This is a genomic window from Acidiphilium sp. C61, assembly GCF_905116885.1.
Classification (GTDB): Bacteria; Pseudomonadota; Alphaproteobacteria; order Acetobacterales; family Acetobacteraceae; genus Acidiphilium.
On sequence record NZ_CAJHNI010000005.1, the window covers coordinates 2,701,422 to 2,720,762 of the forward strand.

A 19,341-nucleotide genomic window follows, 5' to 3' on the forward strand; every position below is an offset into this window, starting at 1 on the left:
AATCATCTGATCGGATAAAGATGCTCGACTTATCAATATGCTAGAGCACTACATCCGATCCAATCGGATCGGAAAGTGCTCTAGTTCCCCATCGGGAAATCGAGCCCGGTGCTGCCGAACCCGCCCGCCTCGCGCGCGGTCCGGTCGAGATCGTCGGTCTCCTGCCACACCAGCCGCGATACCGGTGCGAGCACCGCCTGCGCGATCCGCATCCCCCGCGTCACCTCGAACGCCGCGGTTCCGGCATTCAGCACGATCACCTGGATCTCGCCGCGATAATCGCTGTCGATCGTCCCCGGGCTGTTGGGAATCACGATCCCATGCTTGAGCGCGAGGCCCGAGCGCGGGCGGATCTGCAACTCGAAATCCGGCGGCAGCGCGATGGCGAGCCCGGTCGGCACCAGCGCCCGCGCCCCCGGCGCGATCACCACCGGCGCATCGACCGCCGCCAGCAGGTCGAGCCCCGCCGATCCGGCGGTGGCATAGTCGGGCAGGGGCAGGCCGGCGCCATGCGCCAGCCGCTTCACGGCAACTGCAATCGTCATTGGAAAATCCCTGAAATCCTCTCCGCCAGCCGGTCGGCCACGGCGTCCTTCCCGGCGCGCGGCCATGGCTCGGCGCCCTCGCCGGTAATCAGCACGACCTCGTTCTCGGCGCCGCCCATGATGTCGGTTCCGGCGCCGACATCATTGGCCACGATCCAGTCGCACCCCTTGCGCGCCCGCTTCGCCGTCGCCTGCGCGATCAGATCGCCGGTCTCCGCCGCGAACCCGACGACGAGGCGCGGCCGGTGCCCCGCAAGACGCGAGACTTCCGCGAGGATGTCGGGGTTTTCCACCAGCGTCAGCGCCGGCGGCGCGCCGGTCTTCTTGATCTTCCGCCCCTGCGCCTCGACCCGCCAGTCCGCGACCGCGGCGCAGAACACCGCGGCATCGGCGGGCAGGGCGGCAAGCACCGCCGCGCGCATCTCCAGCGCCGTCTCGACCCGCACGACCGCCACCCCCGCCGGATCGGCCAGCGCCACCGGCCCCGAGACCAGCGTCACCCGCGCGCCGCGCCGCGCCAGCGCCGCGGCGATCGCGTGGCCCTGCTTTCCCGAACTGCGATTGGCGATGTAGCGCACCGGGTCGATCGGCTCATGCGTCGGCCCGCTGGTCACCACCACGTGCCTACCGGCCAGCGTCTGTTCGCCATCGAACCGGGCGACGATCGCCTCCAGGATCGCCGCCGGCTCCGCCAGCCGCCCCGGCCCGAACTCGCCGCAGGCCATCGGCCCCTCCTCGGGCCCGACCACCGAAACCCCGCGCCGAAGCAGCGTCTCCAGATTCGCCACCGTCGCCGGATGCGTCCACATCCGCACGTTCATCGCCGGGGCGACCAGCACCTCCTTGTCGGTCGCGAGCAGCAGCGTGGTAGCCAGGTCATCGGCCATCCCTGCCGCCATCTTCGCGAGCAGATCCGCCGAGGCCGGCGCCACCACCACGAGATCCGCGCTGCGCGAGAGCTGGATATGCCCCATCTCGCTCTCGCCGGTCAGCGAGAACAGCTCGGTATGCACCCGGTCCTCGCACAGCGCCTGCACCGAAAGCGGGGTGACGAATTTCTCTCCCCCGGCGGTGATCACCGCGCGCACCGCGCCGCCCTCCTTGCGGATCAGCCGGATCAGCTCCAGCGCCTTGTAGGCCGCGATCCCCCCGCCGATGACGATCAGCACAAGCCGCCCGGCAAGGCGTGCGCTCACAGCCGCCATCCCGAATGAATCGCCGCGATCCCGCCGCTCAGGTTGCGATAGGCCACCCGTTCGAATCCCGCCCGCCGCATCATCCCCGCCAGCGTCTCCTGGTCGGGGAACATGCGGATGCTCTCGGCGAGATACTGGTAACTCTCGCGGTCCTGCGCCACCCGCGCGCCGATCGCCGGCAGCGCCACGAACGACCATTTCTCGTAAAGCGGCTGCGCCGCCGCCACCTGCAAGCGCGAGAACTCCAGGCAGAAGAACCGCCCGCCCGGCTTCAGCACCCGCCGCGCCTCGGCCAGCACCCGGTCCTTGTCGGTGCAGTTGCGCAGCCCGAACGCGATCGACACCCGATCGACGCTGCCATCGCCAACCGGCAGCGCCTCGGCATCCGCCACCGCGAAGGCGATCTCCTCGATCCGCGCCTGCTCCTCCGCCCGTCCGCGGCCGACGCGCAGCATCGCCTCGTTGATGTCGGTCATCAGCACCGGCCCGCCGCCGGCAGCGAGCCAGCGCAGCGAAATATCCCCGGTCCCGCCAGCAAGATCGAGCAGGGTGCGGTGCGGCCGCGGGTCCATCATCCCGACGAATTCCCGCTTCCACAGCCGGTGCACGCCGAGCGACATCAGGTCGTTCATGATGTCGTAGCGCCCGGCGACGCTGTCGAACACCTCCCGCACCTTGTGCCGCTTCTCGCCGCGCGGCACGGTGGAAAACCCGAAATCGACGGTCTCGCTGCTGGTATCGGCCATGGGCTCAGGCTATAGCCCCAAACGCACCATGCCGGAACTCCCCGAAGTCGAAACCGTGATGCGCGGCCTCGCCGCGAAGCTCGAAGGCCGCCGCCTCGCCCGCGTCGTGCTCGCCCGGCCCGACCTGCGCTGGCCGATCCCCGAGGGGTTCGTGCAGTTCCTCTCCGGCGCCCGCATCGAGGGTTTCCGCCGCCGCGGCAAATACATGTTCATGCGGCTCGACCGCGCTTTGTCGGTGCTGATCCATCTCGGCATGTCCGGCCGGATGACGATCGATTCCGCCCCGCTGCCGCACCAGCACCTCACCCTCGAAACCGACGATGGCGCCGTGATCGGCTTCGTCGATCCCCGCCGCTTCGGCGCGCTCGATCTCGTCGCGACCGAGGCCGAGGATACCCATCGCCTGATCGCCGGCCTCGGCCCCGAACCGCTCGAGGATGCGTTTTCGCCTGCCACCCTCGCGGATGCCCTCGCGGGCAGGAAAACCCCGATCAAGGCGGCGCTGCTCGACCAGTCGATCGTCGCAGGCCTCGGCAACATCTATGTGAGCGAGGCGCTGTTCCGCGCCGGCATCCTCCCGCACCGCCTCGCCGGCACGATCGGGCGGGGCAGGGCAGGGCGCCTCGTGCCGGCGATCAAGGCAACACTTACCGACGCCATCGCCGCCGGCGGCTCATCGCTGCGCGACTATGTCCAGCCCTCCGGCGAACTCGGCTATTTCCAGCATGCCTGGAAGGTTTACGACCGCGCCGGCAAGCCCTGCGAACGCTGCCCCGGCCCGGACGTCTGTGCGGGAATCAGCCGCACGGTCCAGTCCGGCCGCGCCACCTATTTCTGCGCCCGCACCCAGAAATAGCCCGCGCCGGGCAACCGCCGGCCCGGCCTCAGGCCGCGTGCGCCGCCGCGACGAAATCCCGGATCAGCGGCACTGATTTCTCCCCCGGCGCGCTTTCCACCCCGGAAGACACATCAACCGCCGCCGCCCCGCTCGCGCGCACCGCCCCGGCCACGTTCGCCGGCGTCAATCCGCCCGCCAGCAGCCACGGGGCGGGGGCCCGCCAGCCCTGCATCACCGCCCAGTCGAACGCGGTGGCATTGCCGCCCGGCCGGTCAGCACCCTGCGGCGGCTTCGATTCGATGACGAACCCGTCGAGTCCCTCATCGTCGCGCGGCAGGTCGGCGGTGCTTGAAACCCCTACCGCCCGCCACAATCTCGCGCCGAACCGCGCCCGCATCGCCCGGCACTCTTTCGCGCCGGCATAAATCTGCAGCACTTCGAGATCCTGCACCTTCAGCACCGCCTCGATCGCTTCGGGTGTGGGGGCGACGAACAGCCCCACTCTCGGCACCCGCGCATCGGCGCCGATTGCCTTCAGCGCCTCGATCGTGACGAATCGCGGCGAGCGGGGAAAGAACACGAACCCGACCCAGTCCGCCCCGGCATCGGTCGCCGCCAGCCAGGTCTCCCGTGTGCGCAGCCCGCAGATCTTCGCCCGCGCCATCAGCCGATCGACGCGGCGATGGAAGCCGCCGCCGCCGCCGGATCGGCGGCCGTGGTGATCGGCCGGCCGACCACGATATAGCTTGCCCCCGCCGCGATCGCCGCTTCCGGCGTCGCCACCCGCGCCTGGTCGCCATGATCGGCGCCGGCCGGCCGGATTCCCGGCACCACCAGCACCGGATCGGCGCCGAACGCGTCGCGCAGGATGGAAATCTCGTTGGCGCTGCACACCAGCCCGTCCGCCCCGGCGGCGAGGGCCAGCCGCGCCAGCCGCAGCACCTGCTGGCGCGGCCCGCCGGCAACCCCGGTCTCCGCCAGCGCACCGGCCGAAAGGCTCGTCAGCACCGTCACCGCCAGCAATCGCGGCCGCGCCGCTCCTGCCGCTTCCGCGGCCTCCCGGGCCGCCGCGATCATGGCGCTGCCGCCGGATGCATGCACCGTCAACATCGCCGGGCGCAGCGGCAGCAGCGCGCGCACCGCCCCGGCGACCGTGTTCGGAATGTCGTGCAGCTTGAGATCGAGAAACACGTCATGCCCCGCTGCGGCCTCCAGCAGCGCTGGCCCGACCGCGCAGAACGCCTCCAGCCCCAGCTTCACCAGCCCGCAATGCGGCCCGACGGCGCCGATCAGGCGCGTCGCCTCCTCGCGCGAAGGCGTGTCGATCGCGGCGATCAGCCGCCGCGCGCCATCTCCTGCCGTGCCCATCTCAGGCGGCCGGCGGCAGGCTGATCGTCTCGTCCGCTGGTGCTGCTTGTGCCGGCGGCTGCGCCTGCATCGCGGCAAGCTGGCGCTCGGCCCGCTTCGCCCGGCGCTGCGCCCGCATCCGCCGCGGCAGATGGATCAGCATGCCCAGCAACACGCCGAGCCCGAAGGCGATCAGCACGATCGCGCCCAGCACCGCCGAGCCGAGCGTGCCGAACGGGAAGAACGCCACGCTCACCGGCACCCGGTTCGACAGGAGGAAAATCACCAGCGCCAGCAATACCAGCGCCCCGAGACTGAGCCGGATCGTCTTCAGCGGTCTACTCCTCGTCCTCGTCGTCGTCATCGTCCGCGCCATCATCCGCCCCGGCTTCGAGCGGTTTCATGCCCGCATTGACCATCTCGCGCAATTCGCGCCCGGCGCGGAAGAACGGCACGGTCTTCTCGTCGACCTTCACCGTCTCGCCGGTCCTGGGGTTGCGCCCCGACCGCGCCTGCCGCTGCTTGACCGAGAACGCGCCGAAGCCGCGCAGTTCCACCCGTCCGCCGGCGGCAAGCGCTGCGGTCATCTGGTCGAACATGGCGGTTACGATGCGTTCGACATCCGCAAGCGTGAGGTGCGGATGATCCGCCGCCAGCGCGGCGATCAGTTCAGATCTGGTCATTTGCCCGTCTCCCGTTGCAGCGACGGTGCCAGACGCTTCCGGTCCGGTCAATCCGCATTGTATCTACAATATTGAAAACGGCTGAGATTTCCGCCTCAGCCGAGATGCAGCGCCGCCTGCGTGCCCTCGATGATGAACTGCGCGGCCAGCGCCGCCACCAGAATGCCCAGCACCCGGCCGATCACGCTCGCCCCGGTCGTGCCCATCAGCCGCGCCAGCCGCCGCGCGCCCAGCATCGAGACCAGGGTGGCCACGATCATCGCCGCCAGTGCGAGCGCGTTGGCCAGCACCGCCCCCGGCTGCCCCCCCGCCTTGGCATGCAACAGCACCATCGTGGTCATCCCGCCCGGCCCGGCGATCAGCGGAATCGCCAGCGGAAACACGCTGATATCCTCGGTCGACTCGCTCGCCGCACTGCGCTCCTCGCGGCTCGCCCGCAGCTCGCCCTTCGCTGTCACCATGTCCTTGGCCGAGAGGAACAGCAGCGCGCCGCCGGCGATCTGCAAGGCCGGAATCCCGATCCCGAGCAGCCGCAGCAGCTTTTCCCCCGCAAGGCCGAACACCAGCAGCACGAGAAAGCTGATCAGCGCCGCCCGTTTCGCGATCGTCCGCCGCTTCGCCGCGTCGTCATGCGTGGTCAGCGCCGCGAAGATGATCGCGGTGCCGACCGGATCGATGATGACGAACAGCGCCACCACCGCGTAGAGGAAATCGGCGATGAAGGCGTTCAGCATCGCGCTGCCTCCGCCGCGTCGAGATCGGCCGGGGTGTTGATGTTGACGAACGGGTCGCGCTCGTCCGCGAACGCCACCGCGCGCATCCCGATCCCTGCCGCGAAACCCGCCACCCGATACGGCCCTGGCCCGTCGAGGAACCGTTCCAGCGCGTCGGCCGCCGCCACCGGCCAGAGTGCGACGAGATGATGCGTCCGCCCGAGCGAGGCCGCTACCGCGGGTGCGGCGCCCAGCCGGGCCACGAGGTCGCGCGGGGCGAAGGGCGTGTCCACCGGCAGGCTCAGCAGCGTCTCGCCGCCCGCGGCCGCCGCCCAGCGCATCCCGGCGAGAACCCCGGCCAGCGGCCCCTTGCCGCGATGCCGCCCGTCGTCCAGCACCTCGATCCCGAACCGCGCGAATCGCGCCGCATCGCCCGCCGCGCTCAGTGCGGCGGCGTCGACCTGTCCGGAAAGTGTCGTGATCGCATGATCGAGCATCGTTCGTCCGTGCAGGATCAACAGCGCCTTGTCTACCCCGCCGAGCCGCCGCCCGGCGCCGCCGGCCAGGATCACCGCCCGCAGATGAGAACCCGATCGATCTGTCATGAGGGAATTGCCAAGGGCAAAAAAGATGGGGCGAACGATGGGGCTCGAACCCACGACATCCAAGACCACAACCTGGCGCTCTACCAGCTGAGCTACGTCCGCCAACGCACGGAGGTTTAGGCCGATCGACGCGGTCTCGTCAATCGGCCTTCCCGGATAATCAGGCGGCCTTCTTGCCGATCAGCCCGCGCTTGACGATCGTCTCGGCGATCTGCACGGCGTTCAGTGCCGCCCCCTTGCGCAGATTGTCCGAAACGCACCAGAAGCCGAGCCCGTGCGGCACCGTCGGATCGACCCGCAGCCGCGAGACATAGACGGCATCCTCGCCCTGGCATTCCAGCGGGGTGACGTAGCCGCCATCCTCGCGCTCGTCGAACAGCGTCACGCCCGGGGCCGCGCGCAGCGCCGCCCTTGCCGCCTCCAGCGGCGCCGGGTTGGCGAACTCGACATGCACAGCCTCGCCATGGCCGATGAACACCGGCACCCGCACGCAGGTCGCGAACACCGCGATATCGGGGTCGAGAATCTTGCGGGTCTCGACCGTCATCTTCCACTCTTCCTTGGTCGCCCCGTCCTTCATGAACACGTCGATATGCGGGATCACGTTGAAGGCGATCGGCTTGGTGAAGACTTCCGGCTTCGTCGCCTCATGGACGTAGGTGGCCTTGGTCGCGCGCTCCAGCTCGTCCATGCCCTCCTTGCCCGCGCCCGAAACCGACTGGTAGGTCGCGACCGACACGCGGCGGATGCCGAATTTCTCGTGCAGCGGCTTCAGCGCGACCACCATCTGGATGGTCGAGCAGTTCGGATTGGCGATGATCCGCCGCCAGTCCGGCTTCGCCATGAAGGCTTCCAGCGCGTGGGTGTTCACCTCCGGCACCACCAGCGGCACGTCCGGGTCCATGCGGAACTGGCTGGTATTGTCGATCACGATGCACCCCGCCTCGGCCGCGCGCGGCGCGTGCACCGCCGAGATCGACGCTCCCGGCGAGAACAGGCCGAAATCCACCCCGCGGAAATCGAAGGTCTCCAGGTTCTTGACGGTGAGGATCGCCTCGTCGCCAAAGCTCACCTGCTGCCCCGCCGAACGCGGGGAGGCGAGGGCGATCACCTCGGAGGCGGGAAAATTCCGTTCCGCAAGCGTCTTGAGCATCTCGCGCCCGACCGCGCCGGTCGCCCCGACAACTGCAACTTTATACGCCATCTGCCTTCATCCTCATCCAATTCTGGTGCACGAGCTAGCGTCCCGCCCGGCAAGGTGCAAGGGAAATGCCCGCACCTCACACCGCAACGGCGCGAAATTCCTCGCGGTGGATCGCCGTCCGCAGCATCCTGTCGCCGCCGATCATGCCGCGATACATGCCCGACGAATTGAACGGCATCACCGGGTCCCCGGCGGCGCCGAGCGCGATCAGCCCGCCATCGCCGCCGCGCGGCGCAAGCTCGGCGATCACGTCCGCCGCCGCCTTGGCCAGGCTCTCGCCCTTGTAGCGCAGCCGCGCCGCGATCTCGGCAGCGGCGGTGTAGCGGATGAACACCTCCCCCGTCCCGGTGCAGCTCACCGCGCAGGTCTCGTCATCGGCGAAGGTGCCGGCGCCGAACACCGGCGTGTCGCCCACCCGCCCTGTGCGCTTGGCGGTGATCCCGCCGGTCGAGGTCGCCGCCGCGAGATGGCCGTGCGCATCCCGCGCCACCGCCCCCACCGTGCCGTGCCGGTCGGCGTCCGAGCGCGTGTCCGGCGCGCCCGAGGCCCGGCGCGCCAGCTCCATCTCCAGCGCCGCCCGCCGGTTCGGCGTCTCGAAATAGGAAGCGGTCTCGAATTCCAGCCCCGCCGCCCGGGCAACCGCCAGCGCGCCGTCGCCGATCATCAGCACATGCGGCGTCGTCTCCATCACCGCCCGCGCCGCCAGCACCGGGTTCACCGGCCCGCAGATCCCGGCCACCGCCCCGGCCGCGCGATCGGCCCCGCTCATGATCGCGGCGTCCATCTCCAGCGTGCCGGCATCGGTCAGCACCGCCCCGCGCGCGGCATTGAACAGCGGATCATCCTCCAGCATCACCACCGCCGCCGCCACCGCATCCACCGCCGCGCCGCCCTCGCTCAGCACCTCCCAGCCCGCGCGCAGCGCCCGCCGCAGCCCCTCGTGCCGCGCCTCGGCCATTTCCGGCGTCATGTCCGCCGCCCGCATCGTGCCAGCCCCGCCATGGATCGCGATCGAGATGCTCATTTCGTCTCCTCATTGCCGTAAGCGTCAGTTCTCGCCATACTCGGCGCGCCGGCGCACACTAATCGTCCGGAACGCAGGGAGGAACAGGAATGGCGGCAGAGCTGATCGTGGAAAGCGTCGGGGCGGTGCGGGTGCTGAAGCTCAACCGGCCCGACCGTCTGAACGCGCTGAACGAGGCGGTGCACGACGCGCTCGCCGCCGCCTTCGCCGCCATCGAGGCCGACGACTCGGTCCGCGCCGTGCTGCTGACCGGCGAGGGCAGGGGGTTCTGCGCCGGCGCCGATCTCAACCAGTCCCTCGGCGGCGGCCCGCGCGATCTCGGCGCCTCGATCGACCGGCATTACAACCCGCTGGTCCGCCGCATGCGCGCCCTGCCGAAGCCGATCGTCGCCGCGGTCAATGGCGTGGCCGCCGGCGCCGGCGCCAATCTCGCCCTCGCGGCGGATATCGTGCTCGCCTGCGAGGCGGCGAATTTCACCCAGGCCTTCATCCGCATCGGCCTGATCCCCGATGCCGGCGGCACCCATTTCCTCCCCCGCGCGGTGGGCGATGCCCGCGCCCGCGGCCTTGCCATGCTGGGCGAGACCATCACCGCCCGCCAGGCCGCCGACTGGGGGCTGATCTGGCGCTGCCTGCCCGACGAGGGCTTCCTCGCCGCCGCCCTCGCGGTCGCGGCCGATCTCGCCTCCCGCCCGACCCAGGCGCTCGCCGCGATGAAGGCCGCCTTCAACGCCGCCGGCGCCAACGGGCTCGACGCCCAGCTCGATCTCGAGCGCGACTTGCAGCGCCGCATGGGAAGCACGCCGGATTTCGCCGAGGGTGTCACCGCCTTCCGCGAGAAGCGTCCGGCGAAATTTACCGGCGCGCCGCCAGCGCAAGACTGAGCGCGATCGCGCCGAGCCCCGCGAACAGCGCGCTTGGTGCGGCGCCCGCGTGCAGCAGCACGGTAAGGATCAGGCTCGCCGCGACCATCCCGGCGGCGGAGAGAATATTCGTCCCCGCCACCGCGCGCGCCCGCGCCTCCGCCGGCGCCCAGGCCTGCACCGCGGCGAAGCTCGGCACCGCGATCACCCCGCCGCCGAGGGCGACGACGAACAGCAGCGCCAGCGTCACCCCGAACCGGTCGGCCGCCGCCAGCGCCCCCAGCGCCAGCGCCGTGATGCCGACCACCACCGTCCCGCCCCATGCCGGCGCCAGCGCGATCCGCCCGCGCAGCTGTGACGCTGCCAGGAAACTCCCCGCGCCGATCCCGAGCGAGAACACCGTCAGCCCCAGCGTCACCGCGCCGGGCCCGCGCAGCAGCGTCGTCCGCGTCAGCACCGGCAGCAGCGTCATGCAGGTGATCCCGGCGAACCAGAACCAGGCGTTGACCAGCGCCGCCCGCCACAGCGGGGCCGCCCCGCGCAGCGTGCGCAGCAGATCCGCCGCGGCCGCGACCGGGCTCGCGGAGAGTTTCAGCCCCGGCCGCGCCGCCCCCGGCCGGGGGATCAGCGCCGCCGCCCCGAAGGCGAGCAGGGCGAACCCCATCACCACGGCGCCGAGCAGCCAGGGTGCGCGCGCGCCGAGCAGCCCGCCCAGCGCCGTCCCCGCCAGGATCGCGAGGAAGGTCGCGAAATCCACCATCGCATTGGCGAGCGGCAGCCGCGCCGTCTCCAGCAGGTCGGGCAGCAGCCCGTATTTCACCGGCCCGAACAGCGCCGCCAGCACCCCGAAGGCGAGCAGGGCAGCGAACAGCACCGGCACCGAGCCGGCGAGAAACCCCGCCACCGCGAGCCCCGCCGCCCCGATCTCGATCCCCTTCACCAATGTCGCGACCCGCGCCTTGTCGAACCGGTCCGCCATCTCGCCGGCAATCCCCGAGCAGAGCAGGAACGGCAGGATGAACACCCCGCCCGCCAGCGCCACCAGCGCAGGGCTGCCCTTCGCGCGGTACAGGATCAGCACCACCAGCGCGGTCTTGAGGAAATTGTCGTTGAAGGCGGCGAAGGCCTGGCACCAGAACAGCGGCGCGAAGCGCCGGTCCAGCAGCAGCGCGCCGGGCTTCGCGCCCGAGGGCGCGTCTAGTTTCGCGTTCAGGCTTCGTCCGGCGTCTTGAGGTCGAGGCTGAGCGCGTGCAGCCCGGTCTCGAACTCCGCCTTCAGCGCCTCGTTCACCGCCCGCTGCCGCGCCACCCGGTTCATCCCCCGGAACGCGCCGGCCACCATCCGCAGCCGGTAATGCGTCTCGCCCGCCTCCGGCGCGTGTCCCGGCCCGGTCATCCGGCCGATATGGCTGGCGTGTTTCGCGCTGTCGTCCTTCAGGTCGAGCAGGTCGGGGGCGAAGCGTTCGCCGAGGATCGTGCGGATTCTGTCGGATCGTGATGTCATGGGTGGATTGTGCGCTGCCGTCGCCCGGTTGCCAAGACGCCGACAAAGGGCAAATTAGCGGACATGACGAGACTATGCCCATGACCCGGACCACCCGCCGCGTGCGCGCCTTCGCGCCCGACCCGGATGCCCCGGGCCGCGCCTGCGACATGCCCGATTGCGACAAGCCGGGCGAATACCGCGCCCCCCGCTCGCGCGACAATCTGCGCGACTGGCACTGGTTCTGCCTTGAACATGTCCGCGCCTACAATGCCGGCTGGGATTACTACAAGGGCATGAGCCCCGGCGAGATCGAGGCGCATCTGCGCGCCGACACCGCCTGGCAGCGGCCGACCTGGCCACTCGGCCGCGCCGGCGCCGTGGGCGAGGCGGTGGAGGCCGAACTCGCCGCCTTTTCCGGCATCGGCCGCGCCCGCCGCCCCGAGCCCGAGCGCGCCCCGCCCGAACTGCGCGAGGCGCTGGATGTGCTCGGCCTCGCCTGGCCGGTTACCCGCGAGGCGGTGCGCACCCGCTACAAGGAGCTTGCCAAGCGCCACCACCCCGACGCCAATGGCGGCGACCGCAGCGCCGAAGAACGCCTGAAGACGATCAACCTCGCCTACGCGACGCTGCGTGCCCGCCTGCCGGCCGAGGGGCAGCCCCGCGCCGCGGCCGGCGCCTGATCCCTTGCGCGCCGCGCCATGGCGAGTAGTCTGACCCCGAGCTGTGAGGATGAACGACCGATGAACAATATCGCTGCACTCGCCGAGACCCGCGGCACGCCGACCTCGGCAATCAACCTGCCGGACCGCACCGTCTCGGCGCGCGAAGTCTTCGGCGTCGATTGCGGCTTCGACATCCCGGCCTTCTCCGAGCGCACCGAACACGTCCCCGAGACCGACGAGAGCTACCGCTTCGACCCCGAGACCACCATCGCCATTCTCGCCGGCTTTGCGCTCAACCGCCGGGTGATGATCCAGGGCTATCACGGCACCGGCAAGTCGACGCATATTGAGCAGGTCGCCGCCCGCCTCAACTGGCCCTGCATCCGCGTCAATCTCGACAGCCACATCTCCCGCATCGACCTCGTCGGCAAGGACGCAATCGTGCTGAAGGACGGCAAGCAGGTTACCGAATTCCGCGAAGGCCTGCTGCCCTGGGCGCTGCAACACCCCTGCGCGCTGGTGTTCGACGAATACGATGCCGGCCGGCCGGACGTGATGTTCGTGATCCAGCGCGTGCTGGAGGTCGAGGGCAAGCTCACCCTGCTCGACCAGAACCGCGTGATCCGCCCGCATCCGTCCTTCCGCCTCTTCGCCACCGCCAACACGGTCGGCCTCGGCGACACGACCGGCCTCTATCACGGCACCCAGCAGATCAACCAGGGCCAGATGGACCGCTGGAACATCGTCGCCACGCTGAACTACCTGCCGCATGGCCAGGAAGTCTCCATCGTCATGGCCAAGCTCGGCATCACCGAGGCGGACGCGGCGGAGAAGAAGCGGATCGAGAGCATGGTCGCCCTGGCCGATCTCACCCGTGCCGGCTTCATCAACGGCGACATCTCGACCGTGATGTCCCCGCGCACCGTCATCACCTGGGCCGAGAACGCGCGCATCTTCAACGATGTCGGCTTCGCCTTCCGCCTTACCTTCCTCAACAAGTGCGACGAGGCCGAGCGCGCCACCGTCGCCGAATATTACCAGCGCTGCTTCAACACGGAGGTTGAAACCGGCGTGCATCCCCGCCGCGGCGCCTGATGCCGGCCGAACCCTCCCGCAGCGAGGAATTCAAGCGCGCGACCGCCGGCGCCATGCGCGCCATCGCGGGGTCGGACGAGGTGCAGGTCGCCTATCAGCCGGGGGCGGCGGGCCTCGCCGGCAAGCGCGCCCGCCTGCCGGCGCCGACCCGTGCCCTGCCGCCGGCCGAGATCGCCCGGCTGCGCGGCATCGCCGATGCGATGGCGCTGCGCCTGCGCCATCACAACGACGCCATCCACGCCGCCCGCGCCCCGGTCGCCCGCGACGCCCGCGATGCCTATGACGCGCTGGAACAGGCCCGCGTCGAAATCGTCGGCGCCGCCCACATGCAGGGCGTCGCCGCCAATCTCCAGCGCAAGCTGAACGAGGATTCCGAGGCCGAGGGGCTCGACCGGATGAGCCGCGCCGAGCAGCTCTCCACCGCCCAGGCGCTCGGCCTGCTGGCCCGCCAGCGCATGGACCCGGCCTCGATCCCCGAATCGGCCCGCCATATTCTCGATCTCTGGCGTGACACCCTGACCGGCGATGCCGACCGCGCGCTGGACGAACTCGCCGCCGAACGCGCCGACCAGGATGCCTTCGCCCGCGCCGCCCGCCGCCTGCTCGCGGTGATGGACCTCGCCGAGGCGGAGTCCGAGGCCGAGGAGGGCGAGGACAGCGAGGAACAGGGCGAGCAGGGCGAGCAGTCCCTCGCGCAGGAGAATTCCGGCGAGGGCGAGCCGCAGACCCGCGAGGACGATCAGGACCAACTCGCCGAGGCGCCGGACCAGCTCGAATCCGAAGCCTCCGACGCCGAGGCCGACGAGGAGACCGACGACGATTCCGCCGCCGCGCCGGACGAGGCGCCCGCCGGCCCGCAGCAGCGCCGCAAGCCGGTCGAGGACGAGAGCGGCGCGGCCTACCACGCCTATACCCGCGCCTTCGACGAGGAGGTCAGCGCCGCCCAGCTTTGCGATCCCGAGGAACTTTCCCGCCTGCGCCAGCAGCTCGACCAGCAGCTCCAGCATCTGCACGGCGTGGTCTCGAAGCTCGCCAACCGCCTGCAACGCCGCCTGCTCGCCCAGCAGCAGCGCGCCTGGGATTTCGACCTCGAGGAAGGCCTGCTCGATGTCGGCCGCCTCGCCCGCGTCGTTGCCGACCCGCTGCTGCCGCTCTCCTTCAAGCGCGAGCGCGAGATGGAATTCCGCGACACGGTGGTGACCCTGCTGATCGACAATTCCGGCTCGATGCGCGGCCGGCCGATCTCGGTTGCCGCCATGTGCGGCGACATTCTCGCCCGCACGCTGGAGCGCTGCGCGGTGAAGGTCGAAATCCTCGGCTTCACCACCCGCGCCTGGAAGGGCGGGCAGAGCCGCGAGAAATGGGTGGCGGACGGCAAGCCGCGCAATCCCGGCCGGCTGAACGACCTCCGCCACATCATCTACAAGGCGGCGGACGAGCCCTGGCGCCGCGCCCGCCGCAATCTCGGCCTGATGCTGCGCGAGGGGCTGCTCAAGGAAAACATCGACGGCGAGGCCCTGGCCTGGGCCTATCGTCGCCTCTGCGCCCGGCCCGAGCACCGCCGCATCCTGATGGTGATCTCCGATGGCGCGCCGGTCGATGATTCCACCCTCTCGGTCAACCAGGGCAGCTACCTCGAACGCCATCTGCGCGACGTGATCCGCGACATCGAAAGCCGCGACTTCGTCGAACTCGTCGCCATCGGCATCGGCCACGACGTCACGCGCTACTACCGCCGCGCCGTCACCCTGGTCGATGCCGAGGAACTCGGCGGCACGATGATGAAGAAACTCGCCGAACTGTTCGACCAGGACGCCGCCGAAAGCTGGGCCCGCACCGCCGCCCTCCGCGCCCCGCTGGTCGCCTGAGGCGCGGCGCGGCCGCTCAATCCGCCCGAGCGGCGTGGCCGCTCAATCGGCCGACGTCAGCCGGAACTCGATCCGCCGGTTCTGCGCGAGGTCCTTCGGCGTATCGCCCGTGGCGATCGGGTGGTTCGCGCCGAACCCGGCGGCCACCACGCGGTTCTTCGACACCCCGTCCGCGATCAGCAGGTGCAGCACGGAAAGCGCGCGCGCCGCCGAGAGATCGAAATTGTCCTTATACGGCCCGCCGGTGATCGCCTCCTTGTCGGCGTAGCCGGTGACGCTCAGCACCCAGTTGATCTTGGCGGGGATCTTCGGCGCGATCGTCTCGATCGCCTGCGCCACCTTCGCGATCTCCGCCTTGCCCGTGGCCGAAAGCTGCGCCGAGTCGGAGGGGAACAGCACCGCGCTCTCGAACACGAAGCGGTCGCCCACCACCTTGATGTCCTTCTGCCCCGCCAGCGCCTGGCGCAGCACGCCGAAGAACTCGCTGCGATACTGTTCGAGCGACTGCACCTTGCGCGCCAGCGCCTCGTTCAGCTGCTTGCCGAGATCGGCGATCTGCACATGCTCGGCCTGGTCCTTCTTCTGCGCCGCATCGAGTGCGGCGGCGATCGTCGCGAGTTGCAGCCGCAGCGCCGCGATCTGCTGGTTGAGCAGGCTGACGGTCGCGATCTCCTGCGCGTTCAGCTCCACCTGCCCGGAGAGCTTGCCGCCCGTCGCGGCGACGGCGGCGCCAAGGGTCGCGGTCTTCGCGCTTAGCGCCGCATTCGCCGAATTCAGCGTCGAATTCGCCGCCATCAACGCCGCTTCCCGCGTCTTCGTCGCCTTCATCAGCGCGGCCATGCTGGACAGTTCGTCCTGCAGCGAGGCCGTCTTCGCCTTCTGCAAGGCCAGCACCTGCGAAAGCTGGGCGATCTCGCTGCGCAGCGCGCCGATCGTCTTGTTCCGGCTCGACAGCGCCACCGAGAGAAACGCCTCCGCCAGCACAAACACGAGCAGCACGAAAATCGTCACCATCAGCAGGGTCGACAGCGCGTCGACATAGCCCGGCCAGATCTCCAGCCCGTTATTGCGGCCGCGAATGGTGCGCGCCATGGCTTAGCCCTTCGCCTCGTCGAACCGCGCCGCCACGGTTCTGGTCAGGATCTTGAGATCGTGGCGCAGATCGGCCAGGCCCTGCACGCGGCCCTGTTCCGCCTCGGCGATCAGCCGCGCCATCAGCAGCTCGATATTGCGCAGATGCGCCCGCGCGACCTCGCCACCATTGCGCTCCTCGCCCCGCTCGACGAGGCGCGAGAGTGCCGCAACCCCTTCGCCCACCCGCAGCATCACCCGCTGCGAGGCCTGGATCGATTCCGCCAGCACCGCCATCCGCTCGCTCAGCGCCAGTATGGTCTGTGCCGTCTCGCCGCTTCTCTCCTCGCTGCGCATCAGCAGACGCTGCAGCGCCTCGACATTCTCGGCGCTCTGCTCAAGCACCGCCTGCACATAGGCCGGCAGTCCGCCCTCGGCCTCGGCGGCCATCGCGCCGCTCGAAACCCGGGTCAGCCCGGCGAGCCACTCCTCCAATTCGTTGAAGAAGCGCGTCATCGCCTGGCCCGCGGTCAGGTCGAGGAAGCCGAGGATCAACGCCCCCGACAATCCGAACATCGAGGAGGAAAACGCCGTGCCCATTCCCGCCAGCGGCCCGGCCAGCCCGGCCTTGAGCTGGGCGAACATGCCGTTCACATCCCCGCCCGCGAGGTTCATCGCCGCGATCACCGCGGCAACCGCGTGCACCGTCTTCAGCAGGCCCCAGAACGTCCCGAGCAGGCCGAGAAAGATCATCACGCCGGTGACGTAACGCGAGGTCTCGCGGCTTTCGTCGAGCCGGCTGGCGATGCCATCGAGCATGGTGCGCATGCTCGCGACCGAGAGCGTCACCCGCCGCCCGTCATCCTGCCGGTCGCCGAACATCCGCGCCATCGGCAGCAGCAGCCGCGGCTTCGGCCCCTGCTCGATCGAGGCGCGCGAGCGCTGGAACCGCTCCACCCAGTCCACTTCCGGGCTCAGCCGCATCACCTGCCGCAGATTCCAGAAAACCCCGAACACCTCGACCAGCGCGATCACCGAATTGACCACCGGATTGGCAAGGAAGAAGGATTTCAGCACCGGTGCGAGAAATGCGGCCAGGCCATAGACCACCACCAGAAACACCAGCATGCGGATCAGGTAGCTGTTCGGGCGGGTCATGATCGCTCCTGTTCAGGGAAGGGTGCTCAGCGTCACGCGGTCATCCGGCGTGCCCGGCACATCGCCGAGCGCCTGGACGATGATCCGCTGCGCCGGAATGCCGGACGCCACCAGCAGGTCGCGCACCGCGAGCCCCCGCCGCAGCGCCAGCCGCCGGCCGACCGAGGGGTCATCCGCGCGGCCCGGCGCGGTTGCCCGCACCAGAAACCGCATCCCGCGCGGCCGGGGTGCTGCGAGAAACCGCTTTACCGACGCGACTGACGCCGGACCAGGCGCGGCGGCATCGCCCGGAAACACGATCGCGAGCGGCACGGGGGCGACGGGCTTTGCCGGCAGCGACGGTTTGGGTGGCGAAGGCTGGGGCGGCGACGGTTGGGGCGGGGCAGGGGACGCCTTCGCCCCCGCGGGCGGCGGTAGCGGTAGCGGTGGCGGCAGCTTCAGCCGCGCCGCCGCCGGATGCGACGCCGCGGGATGCGACGCCGCGGGATGTCTGCGCGCGTGATGCTCCACCGTGCGATGCGTCACCGCGCGATGCTTCGCCATGCGATGCGTCACCGCGCGATCCGGCGTTGCGTGAGGCGCCGGCGCCGGGCCGCCAAGCTGCCGCAGCGCCTGCGGGTTGACGACAACCTGCGCCCGCACCGGAACCATGAGGCTCACCGCGGCCGCCGCGCACGCCGCAAGGAGAAAACCCTGTCGCATTCCGCGCGACACTAGCGCATGTCTCCCATGCCGCTCAATGCCGGCCCGGTCCCTGACCCGGCTCAGGCCTTCGCGCTCTCCAGCGCCGAGCCGACCAGCTCGCGCAGCCGCGGATGGATATGCGGATTGCCGGCGACGATGTCGCCGCTCAGCGCGTCGCTGCCATCCGGTGCGGTGGCATAGCCGCCCGCCTCGCGCACCATGAGCGCGCCGGCGGCGATATCCCATAAATGGGTGCCGAATTCCCAATAGCCCTCATACCGCCCGGCCGCCGTCCAGGCGAGGTCGAGCGAGGCCGCGCCCACCCGCCGCACGCCCGCCGTCTCCGGCATCAGCGCGCCGAGCACGCGGGCGAAGGCGAGGCGGTTGCGCGGCGCCGTGCGGGCGAAGGGGATACCCGTCGCGAACAGCGCGGCCGACCAGTCCCGCCGCGACGAGACGCGCAGCCGGCGGTCGTTCAGATAGGTGCCGACGCCCTTTTCGGCCCAGAACAGCTCGTCGAGCGCCGGCGCCATCACCAGGCCGGCGACGATCTCGCTGCCGCCATCCGGCAGCCGCTTCTCCAGCGCGATCGAGATCGCCCAGTTCGGAATCGCGTGCAGGAAATTGGTCGTCCCGTCGAGCGGATCGACGATCCACCGCCAGGCCCAGTTCTCCGAGCCATGCGCCCCGCTTTCCTCCATCAGGAAAGCGTAGCCGGGTCGCGCGCGCTCCAGTTCCTCGCGGATGGTCTGCTCGGCGCGCATGTCCGCCTGGCTGACGAAGTCGGACGGCCCCTTCACCGAGACCTGCAGATGCTCGACCTCGTTGAAATCGCGGACCAGCCGACGCGCGGCCTTCTGGGCCGCGGCGACCATGATGGTCATGTGCGCGGAATGGCGGGGTGTCATGGCTTGCTACTCCGGAAAACGGTCGGGCGCGGCGGTGGCGCCGCGCGCGGCCTCAGCCCTTGGCCCGCTCGACGTAGGTCGAATCCTCGGTGCGGACGACGATACGCTCGCCCGCCTCGATGAAGGGCGGCACCATCACCTTCACGCCGTTGGACAGCTTCGCCGGCTTGTAGGACGAGGAGGCGGTCTGCCCCTTCACCACCGGATCGGCCTCGACGATCTCCAGCGTCACCGTCGCCGGCAGGTGGATGCCGACCGGGTCGCCCTCCACGAGGTCGATGATCACCGACATGTTGTCCTGCAGGAACGGCGCCTGGTCGCCGAGCAATTCGGCCGGCACCAGAAACTGCTCGAACGTCTCGCCATCCATCAGCACGAGATTGTCGCCGTCGGTGTAGGAATAGGTATAGTCGCGGTTGTCCGTCATCAGCCGCTCGACCGTGTCGGCGGTGCGCCAGCGCTCGTTGGTCTTGTTCCCGGTCTTGAGGTCGCGCATCTCCACCTGGATGAACGCGCCGCCCTTGCCCGGGGTGATGATCTGCTGCTTGAGCACCGTCCAGCGGCGACCATCATGCTCGATCACCTGGCCGGCGCGGATCAGATTCGCCTGCTGCTTCATGAAATGACACCCGATCTTGGATAAGGA

The 19,341-nt window shown here is 70.1% G+C and carries 23 protein-coding genes and 1 tRNA gene; 5 read left to right on the forward strand and 19 right to left on the reverse strand.

From position 1 onward, the window contains the following. Positions 1–80: 80 nt before the first annotated feature. From dut to HUW10_RS15515, 3 genes are read right to left on the reverse strand one after another with little or no spacing between them, the layout of a single operon-like run. Positions 81–545 (reverse strand): dUTP diphosphatase, encoded by a 465-nt coding sequence (gene dut, locus HUW10_RS15505; RefSeq protein WP_174504307.1) that lies wholly within the window; start codon positions 543–545, stop codon positions 81–83. Then, entirely contained in the window at positions 542–1,750 is a 1,209-nt protein-coding gene (coaBC, locus tag HUW10_RS15510) for a bifunctional phosphopantothenoylcysteine decarboxylase/phosphopantothenate--cysteine ligase CoaBC (protein WP_174504308.1), read from the reverse strand. Before coaBC ends, dut begins: the two co-directional genes overlap by 4 nt. Next, positions 1,738–2,487, reverse strand: a complete 750-nt coding sequence (locus HUW10_RS15515; RefSeq protein ID WP_174504309.1) for a class I SAM-dependent methyltransferase — start codon at positions 2,485–2,487, stop codon at positions 1,738–1,740. Before HUW10_RS15515 ends, coaBC begins: the two co-directional genes overlap by 13 nt. Before the next feature lie 28 nt (positions 2,488–2,515). Between HUW10_RS15515 and mutM the strand changes: the two genes are divergently transcribed. Then, positions 2,516–3,343: a bifunctional DNA-formamidopyrimidine glycosylase/DNA-(apurinic or apyrimidinic site) lyase gene (mutM, locus tag HUW10_RS15520; RefSeq protein ID WP_174504919.1), complete on the forward strand. Its 828-nt coding sequence runs from the start codon at positions 2,516–2,518 to the stop codon at positions 3,341–3,343. Positions 3,344–3,371: 28 nt separating this feature from the next. On the opposite strand, the gene HUW10_RS15525 is transcribed toward mutM, so the two are convergent. From HUW10_RS15525 to HUW10_RS15565, 9 genes are all read right to left on the reverse strand, one after another. Then, positions 3,372–3,989: a phosphoribosylanthranilate isomerase gene (locus HUW10_RS15525; protein WP_174504310.1), complete on the reverse strand. Its 618-nt coding sequence runs from the start codon at positions 3,987–3,989 to the stop codon at positions 3,372–3,374. Then, positions 3,989–4,693 (reverse strand): orotidine-5'-phosphate decarboxylase, encoded by a 705-nt coding sequence (gene pyrF, locus HUW10_RS15530; RefSeq protein ID WP_174504311.1) that lies wholly within the window; start codon positions 4,691–4,693, stop codon positions 3,989–3,991. The genes HUW10_RS15525 and pyrF overlap by 1 nt, the downstream gene beginning before the upstream one ends. 1 nt (position 4,694) lies before the next feature. Then, positions 4,695–5,036 carry a LapA family protein gene (locus HUW10_RS15535; protein ID WP_174504312.1) on the reverse strand — a complete coding sequence of 114 codons (342 nt, stop codon included), beginning with the start codon at positions 5,034–5,036 and terminating at the stop codon, positions 4,695–4,697. Then, positions 5,011–5,355, reverse strand: a complete 345-nt coding sequence (locus HUW10_RS15540) for an integration host factor subunit beta (protein ID WP_174504313.1) — start codon at positions 5,353–5,355, stop codon at positions 5,011–5,013. The genes HUW10_RS15535 and HUW10_RS15540 overlap by 26 nt, the downstream gene beginning before the upstream one ends. Before the next feature lie 95 nt (positions 5,356–5,450). Beyond that, positions 5,451–6,089 (reverse strand): MarC family protein, encoded by a 639-nt coding sequence (locus tag HUW10_RS15545; RefSeq protein ID WP_174504314.1) that lies wholly within the window; start codon positions 6,087–6,089, stop codon positions 5,451–5,453. Beyond that, complete coding sequence (gene mobA, locus HUW10_RS15550; RefSeq protein ID WP_174504315.1) at positions 6,083–6,673, reverse strand: molybdenum cofactor guanylyltransferase MobA; 591 nt, start codon at positions 6,671–6,673, stop codon at positions 6,083–6,085. Before mobA ends, HUW10_RS15545 begins: the two co-directional genes overlap by 7 nt. 26 nt (positions 6,674–6,699) lie before the next feature. Beyond that, positions 6,700–6,775: transfer RNA gene (locus HUW10_RS15555), tRNA-His, on the reverse strand. 58 nt (positions 6,776–6,833) lie between these two features. Continuing rightward, positions 6,834–7,877 carry an aspartate-semialdehyde dehydrogenase gene (locus tag HUW10_RS15560; protein WP_174504316.1) on the reverse strand — a complete coding sequence of 348 codons (1,044 nt, stop codon included), beginning with the start codon at positions 7,875–7,877 and terminating at the stop codon, positions 6,834–6,836. Between the two features lie 76 nt (positions 7,878–7,953). Further along, positions 7,954–8,901, reverse strand: a complete 948-nt coding sequence (locus HUW10_RS15565) for an isoaspartyl peptidase/L-asparaginase family protein (RefSeq protein WP_174504317.1) — start codon at positions 8,899–8,901, stop codon at positions 7,954–7,956. 89 nt (positions 8,902–8,990) lie between these two features. Between HUW10_RS15565 and HUW10_RS15570 the strand changes: the two genes are divergently transcribed. Further along, complete coding sequence (locus HUW10_RS15570; RefSeq protein ID WP_174504318.1) at positions 8,991–9,785, forward strand: enoyl-CoA hydratase-related protein; 795 nt, start codon at positions 8,991–8,993, stop codon at positions 9,783–9,785. Here HUW10_RS15570 and HUW10_RS15575 read toward each other — a convergent pair. Continuing rightward, entirely contained in the window at positions 9,757–10,977 is a 1,221-nt protein-coding gene (locus HUW10_RS15575) for an MFS transporter (protein WP_255540124.1), read from the reverse strand. The two genes, HUW10_RS15570 and HUW10_RS15575, sit on opposite strands and share 29 nt — an antisense overlap. Continuing rightward, complete coding sequence (locus tag HUW10_RS15580; protein WP_174504920.1) at positions 10,974–11,267, reverse strand: BolA family transcriptional regulator; 294 nt, start codon at positions 11,265–11,267, stop codon at positions 10,974–10,976. Before HUW10_RS15580 ends, HUW10_RS15575 begins: the two co-directional genes overlap by 4 nt. A 74-nt stretch (positions 11,268–11,341) precedes the next feature. On the opposite strand from HUW10_RS15580, the gene HUW10_RS15585 reads away from it, so the two are divergent. Genes HUW10_RS15585 through cobT form a run of 3 tightly spaced genes read left to right on the forward strand, consistent with a single transcriptional unit; the run spans position 11,342 to position 14,874 of the window. After that, a complete protein-coding gene (locus HUW10_RS15585; RefSeq protein ID WP_174504319.1) occupies positions 11,342–11,929 on the forward strand; it encodes a J domain-containing protein in 588 nt (195 codons plus the stop codon). 60 nt (positions 11,930–11,989) lie between these two features. Then, positions 11,990–13,006, forward strand: coding sequence for a cobaltochelatase subunit CobS (gene cobS, locus HUW10_RS15590; RefSeq protein ID WP_174504320.1), 1,017 nt, complete (start codon positions 11,990–11,992; stop codon positions 13,004–13,006). Beyond that, on the forward strand, positions 13,006–14,874 hold the full coding sequence (cobT, locus tag HUW10_RS15595; RefSeq protein ID WP_174504321.1) for a cobaltochelatase subunit CobT: 1,869 nt from the start codon (positions 13,006–13,008) through the stop codon (positions 14,872–14,874). The genes cobS and cobT overlap by 1 nt, the downstream gene beginning before the upstream one ends. 42 nt (positions 14,875–14,916) lie before the next feature. On the opposite strand, the gene HUW10_RS15600 is transcribed toward cobT, so the two are convergent. The 5 genes from HUW10_RS15600 to efp form a co-directional block, all read right to left on the reverse strand. Then, positions 14,917–15,966 carry a peptidoglycan -binding protein gene (locus tag HUW10_RS15600; protein WP_174504322.1) on the reverse strand — a complete coding sequence of 350 codons (1,050 nt, stop codon included), beginning with the start codon at positions 15,964–15,966 and terminating at the stop codon, positions 14,917–14,919. Between the two features lie 3 nt (positions 15,967–15,969). Further along, the gene (locus HUW10_RS15605) at positions 15,970–17,103 is read right to left on the reverse strand and encodes a flagellar motor protein MotA (protein WP_174504323.1); all 1,134 of its coding nucleotides are present in this window, start codon (positions 17,101–17,103) and stop codon (positions 15,970–15,972) included. A gap of 12 nt (positions 17,104–17,115) precedes the next feature. Next, a complete protein-coding gene (locus HUW10_RS15610) occupies positions 17,116–17,754 on the reverse strand; it encodes a hypothetical protein (protein WP_236656532.1) in 639 nt (212 codons plus the stop codon). A 113-nt stretch (positions 17,755–17,867) separates the two neighbouring features. After that, positions 17,868–18,695 carry an inositol monophosphatase family protein gene (locus tag HUW10_RS15615; protein ID WP_174504325.1) on the reverse strand — a complete coding sequence of 276 codons (828 nt, stop codon included), beginning with the start codon at positions 18,693–18,695 and terminating at the stop codon, positions 17,868–17,870. A 52-nt stretch (positions 18,696–18,747) separates the two neighbouring features. Continuing rightward, entirely contained in the window at positions 18,748–19,314 is a 567-nt protein-coding gene (gene efp, locus HUW10_RS15620) for an elongation factor P (protein ID WP_174504326.1), read from the reverse strand. Between the last annotated feature and the right edge of the window lie 27 nt (positions 19,315–19,341).

Bases quoted from the DNA above. Each gene is read 5' to 3' on its own strand.
- dut (WP_174504307.1), bottom strand. From the start codon at position 545: ATGACGATTGCAGTTGCCGTGAAGCGGCTGGCGCATGGCGCCGGCCTG.
- coaBC (WP_174504308.1), bottom strand. From the start codon at position 1,750: ATGGCGGCTGTGAGCGCACGCCTTGCCGGGCGGCTTGTGCTGATCGTC.
- HUW10_RS15515 (WP_174504309.1), bottom strand. From the start codon at position 2,487: ATGGCCGATACCAGCAGCGAGACCGTCGATTTCGGGTTTTCCACCGTG.
- mutM (WP_174504919.1), top strand. From the start codon at position 2,516: ATGCCGGAACTCCCCGAAGTCGAAACCGTGATGCGCGGCCTCGCCGCG.
- HUW10_RS15525 (WP_174504310.1), bottom strand. From the start codon at position 3,989: ATGGCGCGGGCGAAGATCTGCGGGCTGCGCACACGGGAGACCTGGCTG.
- pyrF (WP_174504311.1), bottom strand. From the start codon at position 4,693: ATGGGCACGGCAGGAGATGGCGCGCGGCGGCTGATCGCCGCGATCGAC.
- HUW10_RS15535 (WP_174504312.1), bottom strand. From the start codon at position 5,036: ATGACGACGACGAGGACGAGGAGTAGACCGCTGAAGACGATCCGGCTC.
- HUW10_RS15540 (WP_174504313.1), bottom strand. From the start codon at position 5,355: ATGACCAGATCTGAACTGATCGCCGCGCTGGCGGCGGATCATCCGCAC.
- HUW10_RS15545 (WP_174504314.1), bottom strand. From the start codon at position 6,089: ATGCTGAACGCCTTCATCGCCGATTTCCTCTACGCGGTGGTGGCGCTG.
- mobA (WP_174504315.1), bottom strand. From the start codon at position 6,673: ATGACAGATCGATCGGGTTCTCATCTGCGGGCGGTGATCCTGGCCGGC.
- HUW10_RS15560 (WP_174504316.1), bottom strand. From the start codon at position 7,877: ATGGCGTATAAAGTTGCAGTTGTCGGGGCGACCGGCGCGGTCGGGCGC.
- HUW10_RS15565 (WP_174504317.1), bottom strand. From the start codon at position 8,901: ATGAGCATCTCGATCGCGATCCATGGCGGGGCTGGCACGATGCGGGCG.
- HUW10_RS15570 (WP_174504318.1), top strand. From the start codon at position 8,991: ATGGCGGCAGAGCTGATCGTGGAAAGCGTCGGGGCGGTGCGGGTGCTG.
- HUW10_RS15580 (WP_174504920.1), bottom strand. From the start codon at position 11,267: ATGACATCACGATCCGACAGAATCCGCACGATCCTCGGCGAACGCTTC.
- HUW10_RS15585 (WP_174504319.1), top strand. From the start codon at position 11,342: ATGCCCATGACCCGGACCACCCGCCGCGTGCGCGCCTTCGCGCCCGAC.
- cobS (WP_174504320.1), top strand. From the start codon at position 11,990: ATGAACAATATCGCTGCACTCGCCGAGACCCGCGGCACGCCGACCTCG.
- cobT (WP_174504321.1), top strand. From the start codon at position 13,006: ATGCCGGCCGAACCCTCCCGCAGCGAGGAATTCAAGCGCGCGACCGCC.
- HUW10_RS15600 (WP_174504322.1), bottom strand. From the start codon at position 15,966: ATGGCGCGCACCATTCGCGGCCGCAATAACGGGCTGGAGATCTGGCCG.
- HUW10_RS15605 (WP_174504323.1), bottom strand. From the start codon at position 17,103: ATGACCCGCCCGAACAGCTACCTGATCCGCATGCTGGTGTTTCTGGTG.
- HUW10_RS15610 (WP_236656532.1), bottom strand. From the start codon at position 17,754: ATGGTTCCGGTGCGGGCGCAGGTTGTCGTCAACCCGCAGGCGCTGCGG.
- HUW10_RS15615 (WP_174504325.1), bottom strand. From the start codon at position 18,695: ATGACACCCCGCCATTCCGCGCACATGACCATCATGGTCGCCGCGGCC.
- efp (WP_174504326.1), bottom strand. From the start codon at position 19,314: ATGAAGCAGCAGGCGAATCTGATCCGCGCCGGCCAGGTGATCGAGCAT.